At 37.3% G+C, this 19,967-nt stretch carries 13 protein-coding genes; 4 read left to right on the top strand and 9 right to left on the bottom strand.

What is annotated here, in order from left to right; all coding sequences use genetic code 11:
• Position 1: 1 nt before the first annotated feature.
• From A0O34_RS07200 to A0O34_RS07185, 4 genes are all read right to left on the bottom strand, one after another.
• A complete protein-coding gene (locus A0O34_RS07200; RefSeq protein ID WP_066753091.1) occupies positions 2-3,094 on the bottom strand; it encodes a SusC/RagA family TonB-linked outer membrane protein in 3,093 nt (1,030 codons plus the stop codon).
• Positions 3,095-3,239: 145 nt separating this feature from the next.
• Positions 3,240-4,130 (bottom strand): FecR family protein, encoded by an 891-nt coding sequence (locus tag A0O34_RS07195; RefSeq protein ID WP_066753088.1) that lies wholly within the window; start codon positions 4,128-4,130, stop codon positions 3,240-3,242.
• Between the two features lie 90 nt (positions 4,131-4,220).
• Positions 4,221-4,748, bottom strand: a complete 528-nt coding sequence (locus tag A0O34_RS07190; protein ID WP_066753085.1) for a sigma-70 family RNA polymerase sigma factor — start codon at positions 4,746-4,748, stop codon at positions 4,221-4,223.
• A gap of 78 nt (positions 4,749-4,826) precedes the next feature.
• The gene (locus A0O34_RS07185) at positions 4,827-5,591 is read right to left on the bottom strand and encodes an XRE family transcriptional regulator (RefSeq protein ID WP_066753082.1); all 765 of its coding nucleotides are present in this window, start codon (positions 5,589-5,591) and stop codon (positions 4,827-4,829) included.
• A gap of 76 nt (positions 5,592-5,667) precedes the next feature.
• Between A0O34_RS07185 and dinB the strand changes: the two genes are divergently transcribed.
• Together dinB and A0O34_RS07175 are read left to right on the top strand one after the other, a co-directional pair.
• The gene (gene dinB, locus A0O34_RS07180; RefSeq protein WP_066753080.1) at positions 5,668-6,825 is read left to right on the top strand and encodes a DNA polymerase IV; all 1,158 of its coding nucleotides are present in this window, start codon (positions 5,668-5,670) and stop codon (positions 6,823-6,825) included.
• A gap of 8 nt (positions 6,826-6,833) precedes the next feature.
• A complete protein-coding gene (locus A0O34_RS07175) occupies positions 6,834-9,887 on the top strand; it encodes a DNA polymerase III subunit alpha (protein WP_066753077.1) in 3,054 nt (1,017 codons plus the stop codon).
• A gap of 28 nt (positions 9,888-9,915) precedes the next feature.
• On the opposite strand, the gene A0O34_RS07170 is transcribed toward A0O34_RS07175, so the two are convergent.
• The 5 genes from A0O34_RS07170 to A0O34_RS07150 are packed head-to-tail and all read right to left on the bottom strand — an operon-like array spanning position 9,916 to position 17,640.
• A complete protein-coding gene (locus tag A0O34_RS07170) occupies positions 9,916-10,254 on the bottom strand; it encodes a hypothetical protein (RefSeq protein ID WP_066753074.1) in 339 nt (112 codons plus the stop codon).
• A 1-nt stretch (position 10,255) separates the two neighbouring features.
• Positions 10,256-14,023, bottom strand: coding sequence for a DEAD/DEAH box helicase family protein (locus A0O34_RS07165; protein WP_082891117.1), 3,768 nt, complete (start codon positions 14,021-14,023; stop codon positions 10,256-10,258).
• A 1-nt stretch (position 14,024) separates the two neighbouring features.
• Positions 14,025-15,293 (bottom strand): restriction endonuclease subunit S, encoded by a 1,269-nt coding sequence (locus tag A0O34_RS07160; RefSeq protein ID WP_066753071.1) that lies wholly within the window; start codon positions 15,291-15,293, stop codon positions 14,025-14,027.
• The gene (locus A0O34_RS07155; RefSeq protein WP_082891116.1) at positions 15,290-17,359 is read right to left on the bottom strand and encodes an HsdM family class I SAM-dependent methyltransferase; all 2,070 of its coding nucleotides are present in this window, start codon (positions 17,357-17,359) and stop codon (positions 15,290-15,292) included. The genes A0O34_RS07160 and A0O34_RS07155 overlap by 4 nt, the downstream gene beginning before the upstream one ends.
• Complete coding sequence (locus tag A0O34_RS07150) at positions 17,356-17,640, bottom strand: helix-turn-helix domain-containing protein (protein WP_066753068.1); 285 nt, start codon at positions 17,638-17,640, stop codon at positions 17,356-17,358. The genes A0O34_RS07155 and A0O34_RS07150 overlap by 4 nt, the downstream gene beginning before the upstream one ends.
• Before the next feature lie 284 nt (positions 17,641-17,924).
• Here A0O34_RS07150 and A0O34_RS07145 point away from each other — a divergent pair, with 284 nt between their 5' ends.
• Together A0O34_RS07145 and A0O34_RS07140 are read left to right on the top strand one after the other, a co-directional pair.
• The gene (locus tag A0O34_RS07145) at positions 17,925-18,515 is read left to right on the top strand and encodes an RNA polymerase sigma factor (protein WP_066753065.1); all 591 of its coding nucleotides are present in this window, start codon (positions 17,925-17,927) and stop codon (positions 18,513-18,515) included.
• 139 nt (positions 18,516-18,654) lie between these two features.
• On the top strand, positions 18,655-19,839 hold the full coding sequence (locus tag A0O34_RS07140; protein WP_066753062.1) for a FecR family protein: 1,185 nt from the start codon (positions 18,655-18,657) through the stop codon (positions 19,837-19,839).
• The last annotated feature ends 128 nt before the right edge of the window (positions 19,840-19,967 follow it).

The raw sequence follows: 19,967 nt of genomic DNA, 5'->3' as shown, positions 1-19,967 counted from the left end.
ATTATAAGTTAAACTGTGCGCCAAAGGCATATGTTCGCAGTGGAGGTAAGAAGCCCATTGCCGCAAATTCGGGATCAAGCCCAAAATATTTAGTCCACGTTAAAATATTTTGTCCCTGAAAATAAACCTTCACCTCTCGGAACATACTATTTTTGATCGGAATGCGGTATCCAACCTGTAAATTTTTGAGTCGGATAAAAGAGGCATCTGAAACGGAAGCAGTACTGTTCTGAAATAAGGAGTGTGATGGATTTGCCGTAGACTTATAAGGCATATACAATCCATTTGGATTTTGGGCAGACCATACATTTAGCACTTCAACGGGAAGGTTGGTCATCAGACCTGGTGATGGCAGGATATAATTGTAATTCCTATTTCTTTGTTTGACGAACTGAAAAAGAAAAGAGACGTCCCAGTTTTTGTATTTTAAATTATTATACCATCCGCCAAAATAGTCTATACCGATGTTTTCAATCGCTTGACGGTCATCTGCCGAAGTGATTTTACCATCTCCATTAAAATCCTTAAAATTATATTGACCTGTTTGTGGATTGATCCCCTCCAGATGATAAAGCTTTATGATAGAGGTCGGTTGCCCTATTACATAACTATTGGCATAAGTTGAGCCTTCGAGACCCGGGAAAGAAATTAGTTTATTGCGAGGGAAGCTGATATTCACTCCTGTTTCCCATTGAAATTCACCTGATCTGAAAGGACGGCCGCTGATCTCTAGTTCCCATCCCGTATTCTGTACAGTAGCATTGAGATTGGCTAAAACCGAGGAAAAACCTGTAATGGAGGGTAATTGATAACCCACCAATTGATTTGATGAGCGGTTTTGGTACCACGCTGCGGTCAGATTTATTCTGTTTTTGAAAAATGCCAATTCCAATGCAGCTTCCAGCTTGGTTGTTTTCTCCCAACTATAGTCTGGGTTATACAGGCGAGAGGGAGTTAATCCGGTAACACCGTTGTAAATAAAGCTTGAAACCGTATAAGTGTCCAGATATTGGTAATCCCCAATATTATCACTTCCTGCTGTACCAAAACTTCCCCTAAGTTTACCAAAGCTAAGCCACTTTACATTTTCTACAAAACTTTCTTTAGAGAATAGCCATGCTCCGCCTATGGCACCAAAGTTGGCAAACTTTTTATTTGTTCCGAAGCGGCTACTGCCATCTCTACGTCCGGTAATATTAAGGATAAACTTTTTTGCAAACTGATAGTTCAATCTTCCAAAAACCGCTGCATATCTATATTCCGTATTTATCTGATCATTGATCGTTTTTGTTTGGGCAGCCGCAATGTTCTGTATGAATACATTGCTCTCAAAACCAGTACCCCTCATTGAACCCTGTCTATTGTCTTCATTCTGAAAGGTACCGCCCACAAGTAGATCAAACTCATGGTTTCCTTTTACAAAATGCCAGTTTAACTGCGGTTCTATAATAAATGAAAAACGGTTCTGATTATATTTATAGGCCTGAGAAAAAGCAGAAGTTGCGCCTGTGGATGGGTTCATTGTCGTATGGGGGCGAAGAGACCATTCTTCAAAAGCTTGGTAGTTAATTCCGGTATTTAGTTTGAGTCTAAAATCCTTAGATATCTTGAATTGTGCATTTAAGTTGTTCAAGAATTGTATATTTTCGTTGGAGTAGGTCGCCTCATAGGCTGCTACAGGATTATCAAACGTATTGTTCTCCCAATTTAGACTTCCGTCTTCGTTATAAAGCGCGGGTGCGTTTGGCGGCAATAAATATGAGTTTCTGGTAATGTCTGAATTCACCATGTTGTTCTCCTGCATGGAAAACATATTTGAAATATTTAACTGGAAACGCTCATCCTTGGAACGGTGGGCTATATTGTTTGAAATATTATTGGTTTTATATTTAAAGTCTTTTCCGAACACAGTGGCCTGCTCATTATGGGCGAGACTCAACAAAAAAGTAGTAGTCTCACTTCCTCCGCTTAATGAAAGTGTGGAATTAGATGAGGTTGCTATATTTCCGATAAGTGTCTTCGCCCAATGTGTATCACGGTTTTGATCCCAGGTACCATTTAGGTCGTAAGCAGTGGCTGGATAAACATTAATACCAGCATTGGCAAAAGCCTGTCTTCTCATAGCAAGATATTGCTCGGTATCCATCATTTCAAGGTTGGACATGGATTGGCTTAAGCTATAAGTTGTATTAAAATTTAATCTTAGCACTCCTGATTTTCCTTTTTTGGTGGTTACGAGGATAACGCCATTTGCGCCACGCGAGCCATAGATTGCGGTTGCATCGGCATCTTTGAGCACTTCAATGCTTTCGATGTCATTTGGGCTGATACTGTTCAGGGGATTGATACTCCCATTTGGGATCGCTGTTCCTGAATAAAGAGAAGAAATTTCAGTTCCAAAGGGAACACCATCAACTACGTATAAAGGTTGGTTTCCATCTATTCCGCTGTTGGAAATTGTTCTTAAACTGTTTCTCCCACGTATTTGCACCTGGTACCCACCTCCCGGGGTACCACCATTCTGGGTAATACTTACGCCTGCCATACGTCCCTGTAAGGTTGAGAGCACATTGCTAACGGGTTGGTTTTCGATATCTTTCGCGGTCACTTTGGCAATACTTCCTGTGCGTTCTTTATCTTTTACGGCATAGTATCCTGCATTCAGTATAACTTCCTCGATCTTGGTTTCCCTGTTAGAAAGGTCAATGGTATCTTTCCTCTGTTGTGTAGCCAACAGGGGAGTACTTTCATCAATATCTGAAACAGCAGATACTTTCTTGATTTTCTGCCGGATAATAATGGCATTATTAAAGATAAGTGCCTCAAAGGATAAACCTTTTAGTATCTTATTCGCGCAGCCCAGTACGCTTTCATTGCTACATTTCACCCCTTGAATCCGGTGTTTTCCTAGTTCATCAGGAGAATAAGCAAAGGATTTGATCTTGTTTTCTGCGAGAAAACTTTCAATTGCTTCTGTGGCAGGAATTTTTCCCGCCAGATAATTAACCTTCATTTTAGAAAGGTTCTGTTGCTGCCCGCAGATGAGCGTAATTCCAATTAACAGGAATATAACAGCAGTGCAAATAAATTTCATATTTTTGCATTGTATTAAAATTAGTAACTCAGTGAAGATTTTGTTATTAGTTTAGTACGTGACCGACGGTCGCACCCGTCGGTCGTTTTGTACAAACTTTCCCTATCGATCAGGAATCATGGCTGGTGTCATAAGACACCATAACCTATTTTTCCAATTCAAAAATTGAATCATTTTGTTGTTTTATATTTAGATTAAACTGTATTGCAAGTGATTGTATAAATGCTTGAGCAGTAGCATTGGGAAGGCTTAAGGTAAGTTTAGCATTTTCCAGATCATCGGGATAGTGTACTGTTATCCCATAGGTTTTCTCTATAACCTTAACAGCATCACTGATCGGGCATTTATCGAATATAAAGGCTGCGGATTTAGCTTTTGTGGATGCAGAATTGTTGTCCACTGTTTGGGTAACAGAAGCGACTTGGGGAATCCCCAAATTGCTGAATGTTTGTTGAGGTTTCAATACAAAAGGTTCTTTGGAATGCCCTTTCCGATAGACCAATACTTTTCCCTCAAACAGATCAACATTGAAAGTAGTGCCAGTTTGCGAAACCTTAAAAACAGTTCCAAGTACTTTTGTTTCATACCCTTTTCCATGAACAATAAATGGATGTTTCTTGGATTTTGCTACATGAAATACTGCATTACCTTCCAGGAAAACATCTCTGGTATCGGCTGGAAATGATTTTTCAACGGTCAGTTTACCTCCTTGTGAAAGGATTACAACAGTGCCATCGGAAAGTTTAATTTCAGAATTTTGTGACCCGGCGATGTAAACGTCAGGTTTAAAAAAGTTGTTATAACCAATTAAACCGACAATAGCCAATATAATTGTTGCAGCAACAGTACTGTATATTCTTACTCTCCTCAGTTTCTTTTTTCGTTCGTACGTATCTATTTGACGATACAAATTTTCAAAGAAATGGTTTTCTTTTTCGGGCGTAAGCGATTTAACAGGGTTATTGAGTATATCTTCCCAGATCTCTCTATCTTCTTGGGGGTCAAAACGCGGCAATTGGTTTTCTTTTTCTTCCATTATGTCAGGGCTATATTATATACTCTGAAGAAATAGAGAAAAGGATAGTGATTTTTAGTAAAATTTAACTGTTTTTAATATAGTTTAACTTTAATTAACAGTTTTGTGGTAGTTTTTGAGAAAAGACATTGCCTCGAAGATGTGATATTTGACCGTACTTTTAGGAATATTCAATTCAAGGGCAATCTTTTCCTGCGTAATACCTTCGAGTTTATGCATTTTAAATATTTTCCTGCGTAAAGGAGGGAGTATAAGCACAATACTTTGTTCAAGTTCGGTAAGCAGGCGGTCTTTATTTTCAGCTGACCTTAGATCGTCAAAAGAAGTATCTGCAGGATCAGAAGATATGTTTTCACGAAGAGGCTGCTTTTTGGAAGTTCTGTAGTATTCAGCTATTTTATCCTTGCATATGGTAAAGATAATGTTTGCAGTATTTGTACTGTCCAGGCTTTTCTTGCATATCCAAAGGTGCATAAAGACATTTTGTAACACATCGAGTGCATCTTCTTCATTCTGTATTTTTTTAGAAATAAAGGAAAACGCCTGATGGTTGTATTGGTGAACAAGGTTTTCATAAGAACCTTTTTCCTTGTTGATATGTCGGCCCGACAGTTTCACATAATGGTTTTTAGTTGTACAAATTTAATTTTTTTTGATACGAATTCAGCCAAGTCTCTCAGAGATCTAAAGAAATATTTATTGTATCAAATGCTTTTCCAGTCGATTTATGTCCTGTTTGAGGGATAAGAACATTCCTTTAACATCGTTATTGGCAAAGTCCAAAATCTCATAGTCCCGTAAGATGCTGCATTCATATTCCCATGCTTCTAGCAGTTCATGCAGTGGAATTTCATACGGCTCAAAAAAGGAATTATCTGATTGAACCCGGATTGAATTTTCTTCAATGCCCGCCAGCCTTTTGTATACAAGCCCGCCACGAGTAACGATTAGGTAGGTTTTGCCAACCTTCATCTCCTGTATTTTTTCTACATATTTTCCGACAATAAGAGTTCCGTCCTTAAAGGGTGGCATTGAATCTCCTTCTGCCGGAAATGCCCTGTATTTCCCATTTCTTAAAAAAGGTAGAGAAATATGCTGGAGCGCTTCTATATATTCAGGATCACTATAGCCGTTGACATATCCCATTTGAGTTTTAAATGGCACAATTTCGATTTTATTTTCCCCTGTGCTGTCGACGGCAATAGGAAGCAGGATTCGGTTCTCGGCCAGTTTCATCAGTCCATCCAAAGGATATTTTTTAAGATCCACTGTTAATAAGAGGTCGATACTCACCTGAAAATATCTGGATATTCTGACAAGTGTGTCATTTGGCGGTTGTGCATGGTCACTTTCATATTTCTCATAAGCACCCCTTGAAATTAAAATAGCATCTGCAACCTTCTGTTGGGAAAGTTTAGTCTGTGCTCTGAGATGCCGTAAGTTTTCTGATAAAATTGACATTGCTATAAATATGAGCAACAAAGTTAAATCATTTTGCTAAATATATTAGCAATTTTGTTGCGTAAAATGAAGTGACATGGAAAGAGCAATTGTGCATATGGATTTGGATACCTTTTTTGTTTCGTGTGAAAGGAAGAATAATTCTAAGCTAAATGGTATACCGATTATCATTGGAGGTGGTGATCGTGGAGTTGTTGCATCCTGTTCTTATGAAAGCCGTCGCTTTGGAGTACGGTCTGCGATGCCTATTAAAATGGCACTCAAACTCTGCCCTGACGCTAAAGTAATTCGTGGTGATATGGATCTGTATTCTAAAATGTCGCATGAGGTTACGGAGATCATCGAAGAGAAAGTTCCTCTTATGGAAAAAGCGAGCATTGATGAATTTTACCTTGATCTTTCGGGAATGGATAAGTTTTTCGGCTGTTATCAGTGGACACAGGAAATTGCTTCATCTGTTACTAAAGAGACAGGGCTTCCGATCAGTTTTGCACTTTCCAATAATAAAACGGTTTCCAAGATCGGTACAGGGGAAGCGAAGCCCGATGGGCACATGGAGATAAAGCAAGCCATGATCAGACCTTTTTTAAACCCATTGTCAGTACGGAAAATTCCAATGGTCGGTGCGGAAACCTATAAATTGCTGTCCCGAATAGGCATCAGGACTATTCACACGCTTTCAGAAATGCCGAAAGACGTTCTGCAAAAAATACTGGGAAAGAACGGACAGGAGCTTTGGAGGAAAGCAAACGGGATTGACGATACCCCGATTATTCCCTACTCGGAACGAAAATCTATATCGTCGGAACATACTTTTTCCCAGGATTCGATTGACATTACCGGAATAAAGTCTTTGATTACGGGAATGGCCGAACACCTTGCCAATCAGCTTAGAGCAGAAAAATGGCTGACATCTACCATAGTAGTTAAGATCCGGTACTCCAATTTCGATACCGAGACCAAACAATGCCGTGTAAGCTATACTTCGGCTGACCATACCATCTGCAAATATGCTCTGGAACTTTTCGACAAAATTTATAGCCGCAGGATGCGGATACGGTTGGTCGGCTTAAAACTGACAGGATTGGTGCATGGTGAATACCAGATGAATATTTTTGAAGATACCCAGGACATAATGAACCTCTATCAATCGATGGATTACATCAAAGCAAGGTTCGGGAAAAATGCCGTTGGACGTGCTTCCGGGTTTAATTTTCAAAGCAGTCCTAAATAATAATTACAATGTACCTCAATTGCCATACCTACCACAGCCTGCGCTACGGAACACTTTCCGTCGAAGCGCTCGTCCGGTCTGCATCGGAATTGGGGTTGGAAACGCTGTGCCTGACCGATATTAATACAGTCACCGCTATGTATGAGTTTTATAAATTATGTAAAGAGGGGAATATAAAACCGGTTGTTGGTGTAGAAATCAGACAGGATAATGAACTGCTGTATATAACATTGGCTAAAGACGCGAGTGGAATAGGGGAGATCAACCGGATGCTGACCGCTTTTAACTGTGATAATATTCCACTACCCCAAACCAATCCTGTTTTTAAAAAAGTAATCACCATTTATCCAATTGAAAATATACCCGAAACCTTTTTAGAGAACGAATACATTGGAATCCGGTCAGATCAGCTGAATCTCTTATACCGCGCGGAATGGAAAAGACTCATTCCTAAAATGGTGGTTTTACAGCCGGTGACTTTTAAAACGAAAAGGGAATATAATCTGCACCGAGTACTCAGAGGCATTGCGCTCAATACTTTAGGCACTAAACTCAAAGCTCATGAATGTTGTAAAAAAGATGAAGTTCTAAAACCGCTACATGAATTACTGAACCCATATCAGCAATATCCACAGATTATTCTGAATACTCAAAATGTACTTGAGCAATGTAGTTTTGAATTTGAGTTTTCCACTCCAAGAAATAAAAAATACTATACAGGTAGTAAAGAAGGGGATCTGAAACTCATCACCCATTTAGCGTATGAAGGGCTTGCAGAAAGATATGGAACAGGGGATGAGGTAGCTAAAAAAAGGGTAGAGAAAGAACTAAAGGTCATTGACGAACTCAATTTCTGCGGCTATTTCCTGATCACATGGGATATTGTTCAATACAGTAATTCAATGGGGTTTATGCATATCGGACGGGGTAGTGGGGCTAACAGCATCATCAGTTATTGTTTGGGTATTACCAATATCTGCCCTATAGAATTGGATCTTTATTTTGAACGGTTTTTAAACCTGAACAGGAAAACACCGCCCGATTTTGATATTGATTGGAGCTGGCAGGACCGTGATACTATACTTGAATATATTTTTAAAAAATATGGTAAAGAACACGTTGCTTTTTGCGGTACTAATGTAGAATTCAAGTACAGGTCAATATTTAGAGAGGTCGGAAAGGTATTCGGTTTGCCGAAGGAGGAATTGGATGTACTGGCCAAACAGCCGGAAGAAAAGCACGACAAAAATTCTGTTGTCAGGCAGGTCTATAAATATGGCAAAATGCTTGAAAAGTTTCCGAACCAAAGGAGTATGCACGCTTGCGGAATTTTGATATCTGAAGAACCGATTACCAATTACTCGGCATTGGAGATGCCGCCAAAAGGTTTTCCGATCGTGCAGTTTGACATGCACACCGCTGAGGACATCGGGCTGGAAAAATTCGATATTCTTTCACAACGGGGCATTGGCACCATCAATGATGCCGTTAAACTTATAAAAAAGAATAAAGGAATTGATGTTGATATCCGCGATAACCATCTTTCCAAAGATGAGGATCAGTGCAATAAATTTTTGAGCCAGGGCAAAACCATTGGCTGTTTTTATATTGAAAGTCCGGCCATGCGCGGTTTGCTCCGAAGGTTAAAATGTGATAATTATAAAGTGCTGGTTGCGGCATCATCAATTATCCGCCCTGGTGTTGCGCAGAGTGGCATGATGAAAGAATACATTTTCCGGCACAACTATCCTGATCAATTTGAATATTTCCATCCTGTTTTTGAGCAGCAGCTCGGCGAAACCTACGGCATTATGGTGTATCAGGAAGACGTTATAAAAATTGCCCTGCATTTTGGCGGACTTCAAGCAACTGACGGTGATGTTTTACGAAGAGCTATGAGCGGCAAGGGCAGGTCGCTTGCAGCACTGCAAAAAGTAAAAGACCACTTTTTTGAATCCTGCAGTAAGCTTGGGCATCCCGAAAATTTAAGTACAGAGGTGTACCGCCAGATTGAATCTTTTGCAGGATACTCTTTCTGCAAAGCACATTCTGCATCCTATGCTGTAGAGAGTTACCAGAGTCTTTATCTGAAAGTGTACTACCCTGTGGAATTTATGGTGGCAGCGATCAATAACGGCGGTGGGTTTTACCGCACAGAAGTTTATGTTCACGAAGCAAGAATGTCGGGTGCCAATATTCTAAACCCTTGTGTCAATAAAAGTGATTGGGAAACCAGCCTCTCTGGAAACGATGTATATCTGGGCTTTATGCACCTGCAGGCACTGGAAACAAAAACTGCTTTATTGATTACAGCGGAACGGAACCGAAATGGTAATTATAGATCGCTCGGAGATTTTATCAAACGGATTCCCATTGGAATAGCCGCAATGCAGATTCTCATATTTGTCGGGGCTTTTAGGTTTACCGGGAAGCAAAAAAACGAACTCCTGCTTGAAGCCAGAATGCTGCTGAACGATTTTAAGCCCGAAATGAGAATGGAAACTTTATTTGATGAGCCAATAAAAGAATACAAATTTCCTGAACTAAAAAGAGCCGTTTTCGAGGATGCCTTTGATGAAATTGAGCTTTTGGATTTCCCTGTGTCCTGTAGCCCTTTTGATCTTTTGGTTACAAAGTATAGAGGCTCGGTAATGGCAAAGGATCTTGCAGTATATCATAAGAAACAGGTTAAGATGCTTGCCTACCTGATTTCAAGAAAGCATGTGCCCACAAAAAAGGGAGACATGTTCTTTGGAACGTGGATCGATGCCGAAGGCAGTTACTTTGATACGGCACATTTTGCAGATTGCCTTCAAAAATATCCATTTAAAGGTGGTGGCTGTTACCTGTTGCTTGGCACGGTAGAAGTGGATTTTAATTTTCCAACCATTACCATCATTAAAATGGAAAAAATGCCGTTTATTCCTGATCCAAGATACGCTTATGATAATGACAAACAGTATGAAGCGCATCAACGGATCAAGGAAGATGTAAGTATGACTCACAGGCTGCCTTATCCGCAGGAACACGAGATCGGCTTACCACGGATGAAGCTAAAATAACTTCTCTTATCTTAAAACATTTTTTTTATCACAAATTTTCAAAAAAGATTTTTACATCCGATAATGAGGTACTATTATTAAAACTAGTAATGACAGTTCCTTGCACAGAGCCATCTCTTACTTCAATATTTCCTGCCGAATGGTTATATGCGAAACATAGAGTCTTTGCCCCAACTTGTAACCATAGTACATTTTTCATCTCGCCTTCACGGGACATTACACGGATGTTATCTGTTGTTCTCCAGATTATTCCCCCTGCTATAGCAAGTGCAATTTCATTTACATTTTGAGCATGATGATCTGCCCTATCCAGTACTCCGGAAAGGTAAGCTCTAAGGATTTCGATATTATGAATAGTTGTTGCCATATCAGTTATTTAAGTATTTTAATAGTTCTTGTGGCTGATTGAGTAGAAACCCGTTTTTTTCAAGATTTTGACGTTGCTCATCTGATAGATCAAAAATTAATGTTTGCTCATGACCATTTATTTCTGCTTTTATTAACACAATGGAACCAAGCTTAACTGCCACATTGGTAGTGCCTTTTACACTTTCTAAAAGTTGGGCAGCTGCACCTACTTTTAATCCATCGATCTCAGCCTGAACTTTTTCAATATAGGCTAGTTCCAAACTCCTTTTACCTTTACTGTAAATTTCTTGAACCTCTTCCTGTTTGAAAAAGTCTTGAACCATTTTGATTCCCTTCTTTATCCAAGAACCTTGTTCGAATATTCCTTCGTCAGTAATTTTGAATCCTAATGATTCTGCGAAAAAGCTATATTTTTCAAAAATATTTTTGGCAGCATTTAGATCGTCAGTATCTAAATAAATGTATCCTTCTGCTAATTCCGTAATCTTTTTGGATGTGTTCTTTTTCAAAACTCTTTCAAAGTCATCACATAACTGACTTAAAATATCTTTCGTTTCCCGAATAAAGAAGTCCCCCAAATCCTTATTGCGAATAGTAAATTTTCGATATAATCTAAAGAAATCTGAATAGATCTCCTCTTGTGAAAATGCTGACCCGTCATCATTGATTTTTGCAATAAGTCTTTGGCCAGTATCATCTTGCTTGATAAACTCAAACAGCAAAGTGATTTTACTTTCAAAATCTGCTATTAACTCAGCAATTGCTTCTTCTTCCTGATTGCGTTTCTCAATAACTTTTAGAATATTGTATTTGTATTTGTTCGGTTGATCTGAGTTCGTTGGGCTTGGATTCTTTGGTTTGTTATCTTTTTGTTTTGGATCTGCGGGGGCAACTATACCAATTCTATTATCGAAATAGATATCTACATCATCGATAATTTCTGATTGCTTATTAATTTGATTATAAAGCATATTGTATTTGTGCCAAAAATCCAATAATAGCTTCTCACTGTACTTTGGGTCTAATTCTATGACAAATTCAATGAGATTCAGTATTTTAAAGTATTGTAAAACTTTTTCCTTTAACATTCTGCTCTCTTCTTCGGAGTTTCGAATATAATCATCCAAAGCATCTTCAATACCTATAATCAAGGAAACATCTGGATTTGTGGTGTGATATGCCCTGAATTGTGGAAAGTGAGTTTTGAATATTGGGTGTGTATTCAATTCCTTGTAAACGTCGACTAGCTTATCTTCATCACCCAATGGATCGAAATCAGATACAACAACATTGCTGAAGTGCTCAAACGCAGCTTTGATGTTTTTTACATTTACATTTTTATACGAAAAATCTATGATTTTGCAATCGTTCTTATATTTCGTAGTTCTGTTTACTCTGGAAATAGTTTGAATGGCATTAATCCCTTTGATCTCCTTATCTAAGAAAAGTGTATGAAGTTTTGGCTCATCAAATCCGGTTTGAAGCTTGTCGACGACGATTATCAAGCCATTTTTCTTAACAGCAAAGTTCTGTAAAACCTTCTCTTCATTTAAGCCGCCGTTTAAGCCACTTGCGCTTCTGTGTTCTTGGCTGTCTGAATAAACAATATAAACCGGGGCATCAGCAAAACGTTCATATTTTTTCTCCTTTACTAATTCTGAAAAGTGTTTGTCAATAAAGCCTTTGTATTTTATGGCAGCCGGGATAGAGGATACTGCCAGCATTGCTTTTGCTGTACCTCTTATATTGTGATAAACAGATGAAAGTAAACGTTCAACGATGAATTTAGATATTGCTTCTATTCGTTGCGAGTTACCATATATTTTCTTTTTACGAATGGCGTATTTTTTCCCTTCTTCATCAATCCCTGTATCTGTATCATCCGGTATTTCTTCAAATCCATATCCTAAATCGCCCTCAAAGCCTTCCAATTCGTTGTCAGGTATTTCAAAGAACATTTTTGAAGAGACGGGAACAATTCCTTTAATCGGATTTAGAATATAGCCGTCTTCAATAGCCTCACGCATAGTATAGCTATCAAATGGAACCCATATTTTTTCTGATTCTGCGTATTTATTAAATTCTCCAAATCGGGCTAAAGTATGATCACTCGGAGTAGCGGTGAAGCCGACGATCAAATTCTTTTTTGTATGCTGTTCCTGATATTCCTTGCTTTGGTCGAAGCTGCTCTGTAGCTCATCAAATACACTGATCATTTCATCATGCTGAATGCCACTGTTGCTTCTATGTATCTCATCAATTAAAAATGCAATTCTTAGAGTTGATAGTTTCTTAACGATAGCTGCATCCAAGATGTTATTTACCGAAGTGAACTTTTGCAGGTTAACAATCACGATTCTTTTATCACTACTAAGGGCAGCAATGAAACTTTTTTTGTCTGTGGCCTCAATGAACATTCCTTTCTGAATATTCATGTTATGCAGTTTAGAATCCAATTGATCTCTAAGCTGTAACCTGTCTACTACCAACATTACTTTGTCATAAATATACTGGCCATCTTTACGAAGGTCCTTCAACTGTAAAGCTGTCCAGCCTATTATGTTACTTTTGCCAAATCCGGCTGCGTATTGCAAAAGGAGAGAATAAACGGTCTTGTTGTTTTGATATTTTTGCCTTTTGGCAAGAAGTTCATTGATTTGATTGTCACCAAGTCCCTTATCCTTTAATTCCTTTTCAAGTTTCCGAATGAAGTAATCAGGTTCACTTTCATGTTCCAGGAATTCGTTTATTTTTGAAAGTACTTTATCGGTGCCAAATTTCTGTTTTGGCCGTGGGCTGATCAATCTACCATCATTGTGTTTATATTCTTTTGTTTTACTTCCCTCTTTTTTAATCAGTTCCCGTTCTATGAAATTGTAGTAGAGAATTTCTTTCTCTATCATTTTTTTATCATATAGTGCTTTGAAAACCTCCTCAAATCGTTCTGTCTTTGAAGCTTCTTTGTTTCTAAGAGGATATGACTTAAAGTCTTTTAAAATCTTTTTTTCATACTGTTCAAAATCGTAACTACCAATGTTTACTGTAGCTTTAATTTCTTCAAATTGATTGGCAATGTTTCTTATCACATATGTTTGAGAAATATCAGTAGATGTGATGTGAATGGCCTTCTCAAAAATTTTCAGGAAGTCTTTACGAATAGACTGGGAAAAATCGTTTTTATCAGCGATGGTTAAGTAGGCTTGAACAGCATTCAGGTAATCGTTACTTACCTTTCTACGTCCATTTTTAGTTGCTGTTTGATTTGTCCAATTACTTTTTAATTCACTATAGCCTAAGAATATACCATTAACGAAAAATGATAAATCAGGGCGGAACGAAAAATATTGCTTGCCTTCATACTTAAAGGTGTAGGGCATTTCCTGAACTACGGAAAAAATATTCTGGTCGAAGAGTTTATCCTCCTCGAACTCACTACCACTCGGATAAAATAAGTGAAGCTTTATACCCTCGAAAGTCACCGATTTATTTGTATTAATAAAAATAGCCATATTCATGGATGATTTGATTTTCTCATCCAGGAATTGGGTAAAGGCATTTAGTAGGTCTTTCTCGGTACTAAACTTTTTCAGTAATTTTTTATAGTTGCTTTTATTTAACTCAGTTTCAGAAATGAAGTGTTTCAGATCTTCAATGATGAAGAAATTAGGGGATACGGTATTGGCTTTGGCCTCTTTGTATAAAAGTCCGTCAGGTCTTTCACACAGAAAGTTGATAAGGTATTTATCTTGTAAATCTAATTCTTTCATCTCAATCGTTTGTTACCTTTGTTTTTCCAGTTACAACATCGTCTATAAGCGTTTTTCTAAACTCTTTAAATGTGCTGATTTGTTTCTTTAAATTAAAAATGATCTGATCGATCTTTGCTGTTTTAATATCTAAAATATTTGCAATATCTTTTTGCTCATCTAAACTAGGGAATGCAATCTTTATAACAGCCATTTCACCGTTCATAATCTTTGCTCCATTAGTGTCGATTCTTTTATTATGTGTAGCACTTTCTTGAAGAGCATAAACAACATAATCTAAATCTAAATTTTTTCGCTTGGGAATCAGGGTACCACACACATTTGTACAGTTGAATTTTCCTTTTCTTCTAAATACCGTTCCAGCATTAGCTCCGTCAGTTGTCCATGTCAATAAATCGGTATTGTAATCATAAGTTTTTATATAACCTAAACAACCATTATTTTCTGTTTGTGATGAAAAAACCGGATACCTGCCATTTTCTGATAATGCTTCCTGGCCAATTACTCTTCCCCTGCCAATATAAAAATGATCTTTTATCCTTTCAACCGTCCAATTTTTCGGTATTTTTCCGATATAATCAACTCCACTTGCTTTTAACTGAATATCTTTATTCAATCCATTAGTAACTAGCTTGTTAATTAAGCTTTTTCGCAATTCTCTGTAGCAAATAATTTTTTTATGTAGTAATTCTATCTTTTTGTCGATAGCTTGGACTTTTCTCTCCAGACAGTTGAAAATGGCAATTTGTTCCTGATGTTTTGGAATTAAGATTGGTATAGTCAGGACTTGGCTCATGTTCAATGCCTCTTTTGAGGTCCCAGCTTGAATTAAATTAATATATTCCTTTATCGAATTGGATTTGAGATAGTACGAAATGAATGGTACCAAAGTCTTATGAATTCTTAAGTAAATTATATGTTGGTTAATGTTTGCTGTAGACATGGATTCTGGTAAAATGCAAGTCCGACCAATTGAAGCACCGGTAATATTGATAAGAATATCTTGGGGCTTTAATTGAGAGTTTTTCATTTTTTGATGTGTTTCCAAGTCGATAAATGAAACATCATCTATTCGAAGACCATCATCATATATATTTTGGCTTCTCAACAATGGAATTCCAGAATCTACATAGACTTCACTTCCCCCTTTTGGGGTTACACCACTTCCTATTTTTTTTACAATATCCTTTACTCGTAACACAGACCATTCGCCAGGAATTTTCGTCAACCAATTTATTCCTGAATTCTTATATGAACTATACCTTTTCATAATTTCAATTCACGTTCTAGATTGGACAACTCTTCTTCCAAAGCATTTAGTTCAATATTAATATCTTCAATACTTCTTAGTTTTTCTGGTGTGTAGAAAACCTTATTGAAGTTGATTTCCACTCCAATTACATTTTCTAAATACTCAAATGGTTTAGTAATGTACTTTGCCATAAAATCAACTATTCTTTTCGAGTTTTCCACAGAGTCTACAGAATATGGAATAATTTCATAATCTTTCTGTAAATCCAGGGTCAGTTCTACTGTTATGGCAATGTAGGCTTCCTTAGTCTTTGTAGCTTTTTTTAAAACGCTTTTAATTACTATTTTCCCACAACCTAGTTCAGTTTTCTTTTTGCCTACTTCTTCTATAATAGTATCTTTATCGGAGTCATACCAATAGACAGCTTTTTCAGTGTTTACTATTAAATTTTGCTCTTTGTAATCCAATGCTGAAATCGAAGGTTTGATTTCGTCATTAAAGAATGCTTCTAAAGAAGTGTATTTGGATTTTTCAAAGTCACTGATTTCGAATCTATCAAAAAGAAATGTATCAGATTCATCAGTAACGATAATTTTTGTTGGAGAAATCTTAATTGATTTGACCTCAGTTTTTTCACCAGAAATATTTTCCTTCACAGGCATTTCGATGAAGTTACCATTTGCATCAATATTTGTAAGCATAATGCTCTGCCTATTGTAGTAGAAATGCCACTTGTCGAACACTTTACAGAACTCATTATCCGCAAATTCTGTGAATGCCCTCACAATATCTGTTCTATTACTTTGATTCATTTGCTTACGCTTCTTACCCTTGCTTTTTTTAAGAGGTTCATAAAGGTCACTGGCGTTAATGAGAATAACCTTATCTTTTCTGTCAAGTGGTTTATTCTTGTTGAATATCCATAGATAAGTATAGATACCGGTGTTGAAAAATTCATCTGTCGGCATTTGAATGATTCCTTCTACCCAATCATTATCAAAAAAATGTTTACGTATTGTACTTTCACCGCTCCCTGCATCGCCACTAAAGAGGGTAGAACCATTGTGGACTACTACTGAAAAACCGTCACTGGCCAGCTGATAAAGTATGTGTTGTGTAAAAAGGAACTGGCCATCAGATATCGATGGCAAAGCTACAAAACGTTCTGTAGTGTCATTTTTGATGTCCTTTTGATATCCTTTCCAATCCACACCATAGGGTGGGTTTGCGACAACAATATCAAAGCGTTTTTCAATGAAAGAAATATTCGTTAGGGTATTTCCGTATTTTATTTCGGAATCGGCCCTAAATCGGCTCTCTATCTTTGCCAAAGCATAAAGGCTATCACTCCAATCTTCACCGAATGTTTTTGTTGGTCTTTTAAATTTTTCTTTGATCTTGTCTTCCACACCAAAAAGTAAGTTTCCACCCCCACATGTAGGGTCATATATTGTAAGAAACTTTCCATTATCCTCTATTTTGGAGGCAATTAATTCAGAGATAAGCGATATAATATCGTCAGGGGTATATTGCTCTCCTGATGTTTCTGCTGAAATATCAGCCCACTTTCTTTTAATATGTTCTTCAAGAGTAGTAATTTCAGAATTATTAAACGGGGTAAGGTCTATCTCACTCCAGGCTTGTACGGTCTCAAATAATATTCTTTTCTTTTTTAGCTGACCACTTATTCCTGAAATATCCAGAAATTTTTCATCTTCTGTCCCTTTGTCAACTCCTAATAAATATTTTGTTTCGGGATCGAAGGACTTTAAATATAAGTGAAAATCAGAATCGAATCCTTTGTCATTTTGGCAAATATCTTTAAGCGATTTTCCTTTTCGAATGATGTAGTCATTGTATCCTAATCCTGCAAGTTGGAACTCCTCTACAAAATCATCAATATTGTCTTTCCCAATTTCTTCTTCTAATCTTTTAGCTTCCCTTATCAGTCTACTTTCTACCATAAGTAATGCAAAGTAGGGCATCATATATTTAGGAAAATCACTCTGTTTTATTCCTGCTCCTATAAGTAAATCGGCTGTACGCCAAACGTCTGATTCGTATTTCAGAATATTAATGCTCATGCTTTCGTTAGTTCTTTTTTTACCATTTCAATTGCCTCATTTGCTTGAGGCTCATTTTGTATCAAATCCAAAATTTGATCAGCCAACCATATAGAAAATAAAGCAGGTTTATCTGTATTGAGAAGCACTGCAAGTTGTTCTACCTGTTCTCTTTTTGCTTTCCGCTCACCACGTTCAATTTTGCTAAACATGGGCGTGTCTATTTCAAGATTGGCAGCCAACTGTCGCTGCAATAAACCTTGACTTTCTCTCAGTTCTTTTATTTTTTCACCGAAGTTCATGACTTTTCTTTGTTTGACTTGTCAAATTTTGGTAAATCTACGAAGAAATCTATGACATATCACCATTAATTGATGGTGATCTAAGATTGCATAATCGCAATCGGCAAAGGTTCAGGATCTTTCATTTCTTAAAATTAATTTTATAGATTGGGTGTAATGTGAATATTCGAATATCATGTTTTCTAGTGTAAGCTCACTAGCTTTTTTGAGCAACAAATCAATCAGATTCAAATTTTAAAAATAATATAAAATTGTTAACTTTAAATTAATATCATTTCGAAACAATGAAATCCTTACCCATAATCGATGAAAAAGAATTGCTGCTCAGGCTGCGGAATGGGGAGTATAGTGCCTTTGAAATAATATATTCAAATCATAAAAAAAAGATAGCCTATCGGCTTTTAAGGTTGCTCAATTCTGGGGATCTGGTTGAGGATATTTTACAGGAACTTTTTATCAGGTTATGGAATAACAGAGAAGGAATTGATGTTGAAAAACCTATTGAAGCATACTTATACCGTATTGCAACTAATCTTGTAAATGATTATTTTAGAGAAGTCTCTAGAGATAAGAAGCTGGCTGAAGAATTATGGCACCGCATTTCCGAACTATATAATCCTTTTGAGGAAGTATCTCAGGTAAGTGCAGACAGCGAACTTTTCCGTTCAATTGACCGACTTCCTGAACAGCGTAAAAAAGTCTTTCTTCTTTGCAAGCTGGAAAAGAAAAGTTATTCTGAGGTCAGTAGACTCCTAGAGATTTCGGAAGCTGCCGTTAATGATCATATCACCAAAGCAAACAGATTCCTACGAGAAAATTACGATAAAGCTATTCCATTTGCCGTAGTTTTATTCTGTCATCATCTAATCGGATAGTTTCATTTTTCCTGTTTTTATTCTTTTTATATTTTTTTAACCTTATAATCAGCTTGTTAACATTTATTTGATCTTTTTTTAATAATACAGCTATTGGTTTGGCAACCATCTGCGTAATACTATTAAAAAAAGAAAAGATTTGGAAAATTCCCACGATATCAAAGACCTCCTTGCTAAATACCTGAAGAAGAATATCAGTAGGGAAGAGTATGATGCCTTGCTTGAATATTTTAGGAAACAGGGTAATGAAGGTGAACTGAATGAACTTGTTGCAAATGCTTTAACAGAAGATACTCCGGTAAATGATAATATAGAATTAAATGAGATTGTAAATTCAGTAGAGTACAAACTTAGGCAGAAGTTAAAACCAACAAAAAAACTTCTATTAAGACAATATATTCCGTATGCAGCCATCATTATCGCTACTTTATTGGGTGGCGGATATCTGCTATTGCACTACCATACGCAAAAAACAAAGGATGAATTTATTGCAGATGTAAATCCCGGGCATAGTGCTGCAACGCTTACGCTTGCCAATGGAAAGAAGATTTTGCTTAATGAAGTTTCCAATGGCAATATTGCCAACGAAGGAGGCATAAGTGTTTTAAAAAATAAAAATGGAGAGGTAATTTATACCGTCTCCGAATCAAATGGGGGTGTAGATAACCGAGCAAACACACTCTCAACTGCTAAAGGGGAAACCTATCAAATTGTGCTGTCTGACGGCACCAAAGTGTGGCTTAACGCCGCTACCACTTTACAGTATTCTGCCAACCTGAGAGAGCAGGGAAAGCGGAAAGTAAAGCTGTTGGCTGGCGAAGCCTACTTTGAAGTAAGCAAAGATAAGCAGCATCCTTTTATTGTTGAAGCCACAAATCAGGAAGTTGAGGTTCTGGGAACCCACTTCAACATCAACAGCTATGCTGACGAAGGACGTACTGTGACCACCCTTGAAGAGGGTTCGGTCAAAGTTTCGCCTCTGAACAATCATAATGAAAAGGATAATATCATCTTAAAACCCGGGCAGCAATCTTTATTTGCTGACGGAAATATACATGTCCGTGAAGCTGATTTGCAGACTGCACTGGCATGGAAGGAAGGCGAAATTTATTTCAGGGATGCACCGATTCAGGAAGTGCTTAGGCAGGTTAGCCGCTGGTACAATATTGAAATCGAATATCAGGGCAGTCCAACCAAAGAAGTATTTAATGGTGGTATTAAGCGTAGTTCAAATCTGTCGACAGTACTTCGTATTCTCCAATTGAGCAACGTTCATTTTACCCTAAAGAAAAAAAATAATAGTACAACCCTAATCGTCAGGTAGGAAAAATAAATGTCCGATATGTCAAATTTAAACTGCAATTGCCTATGAGATAGTTTTTTTAATTTTTAGGATTAGTTAATGAAGCCCACAAAAATAAACCGGAGACATCGTTCGAGGATGCTCCGGTT

Source organism: Chryseobacterium glaciei (genome assembly GCF_001648155.1).
Taxonomy (GTDB): Bacteria; Bacteroidota; Bacteroidia; order Flavobacteriales; family Weeksellaceae; genus Chryseobacterium; species Chryseobacterium glaciei.
This window is presented reverse-complemented; position numbering and strand designations above follow the sequence as displayed.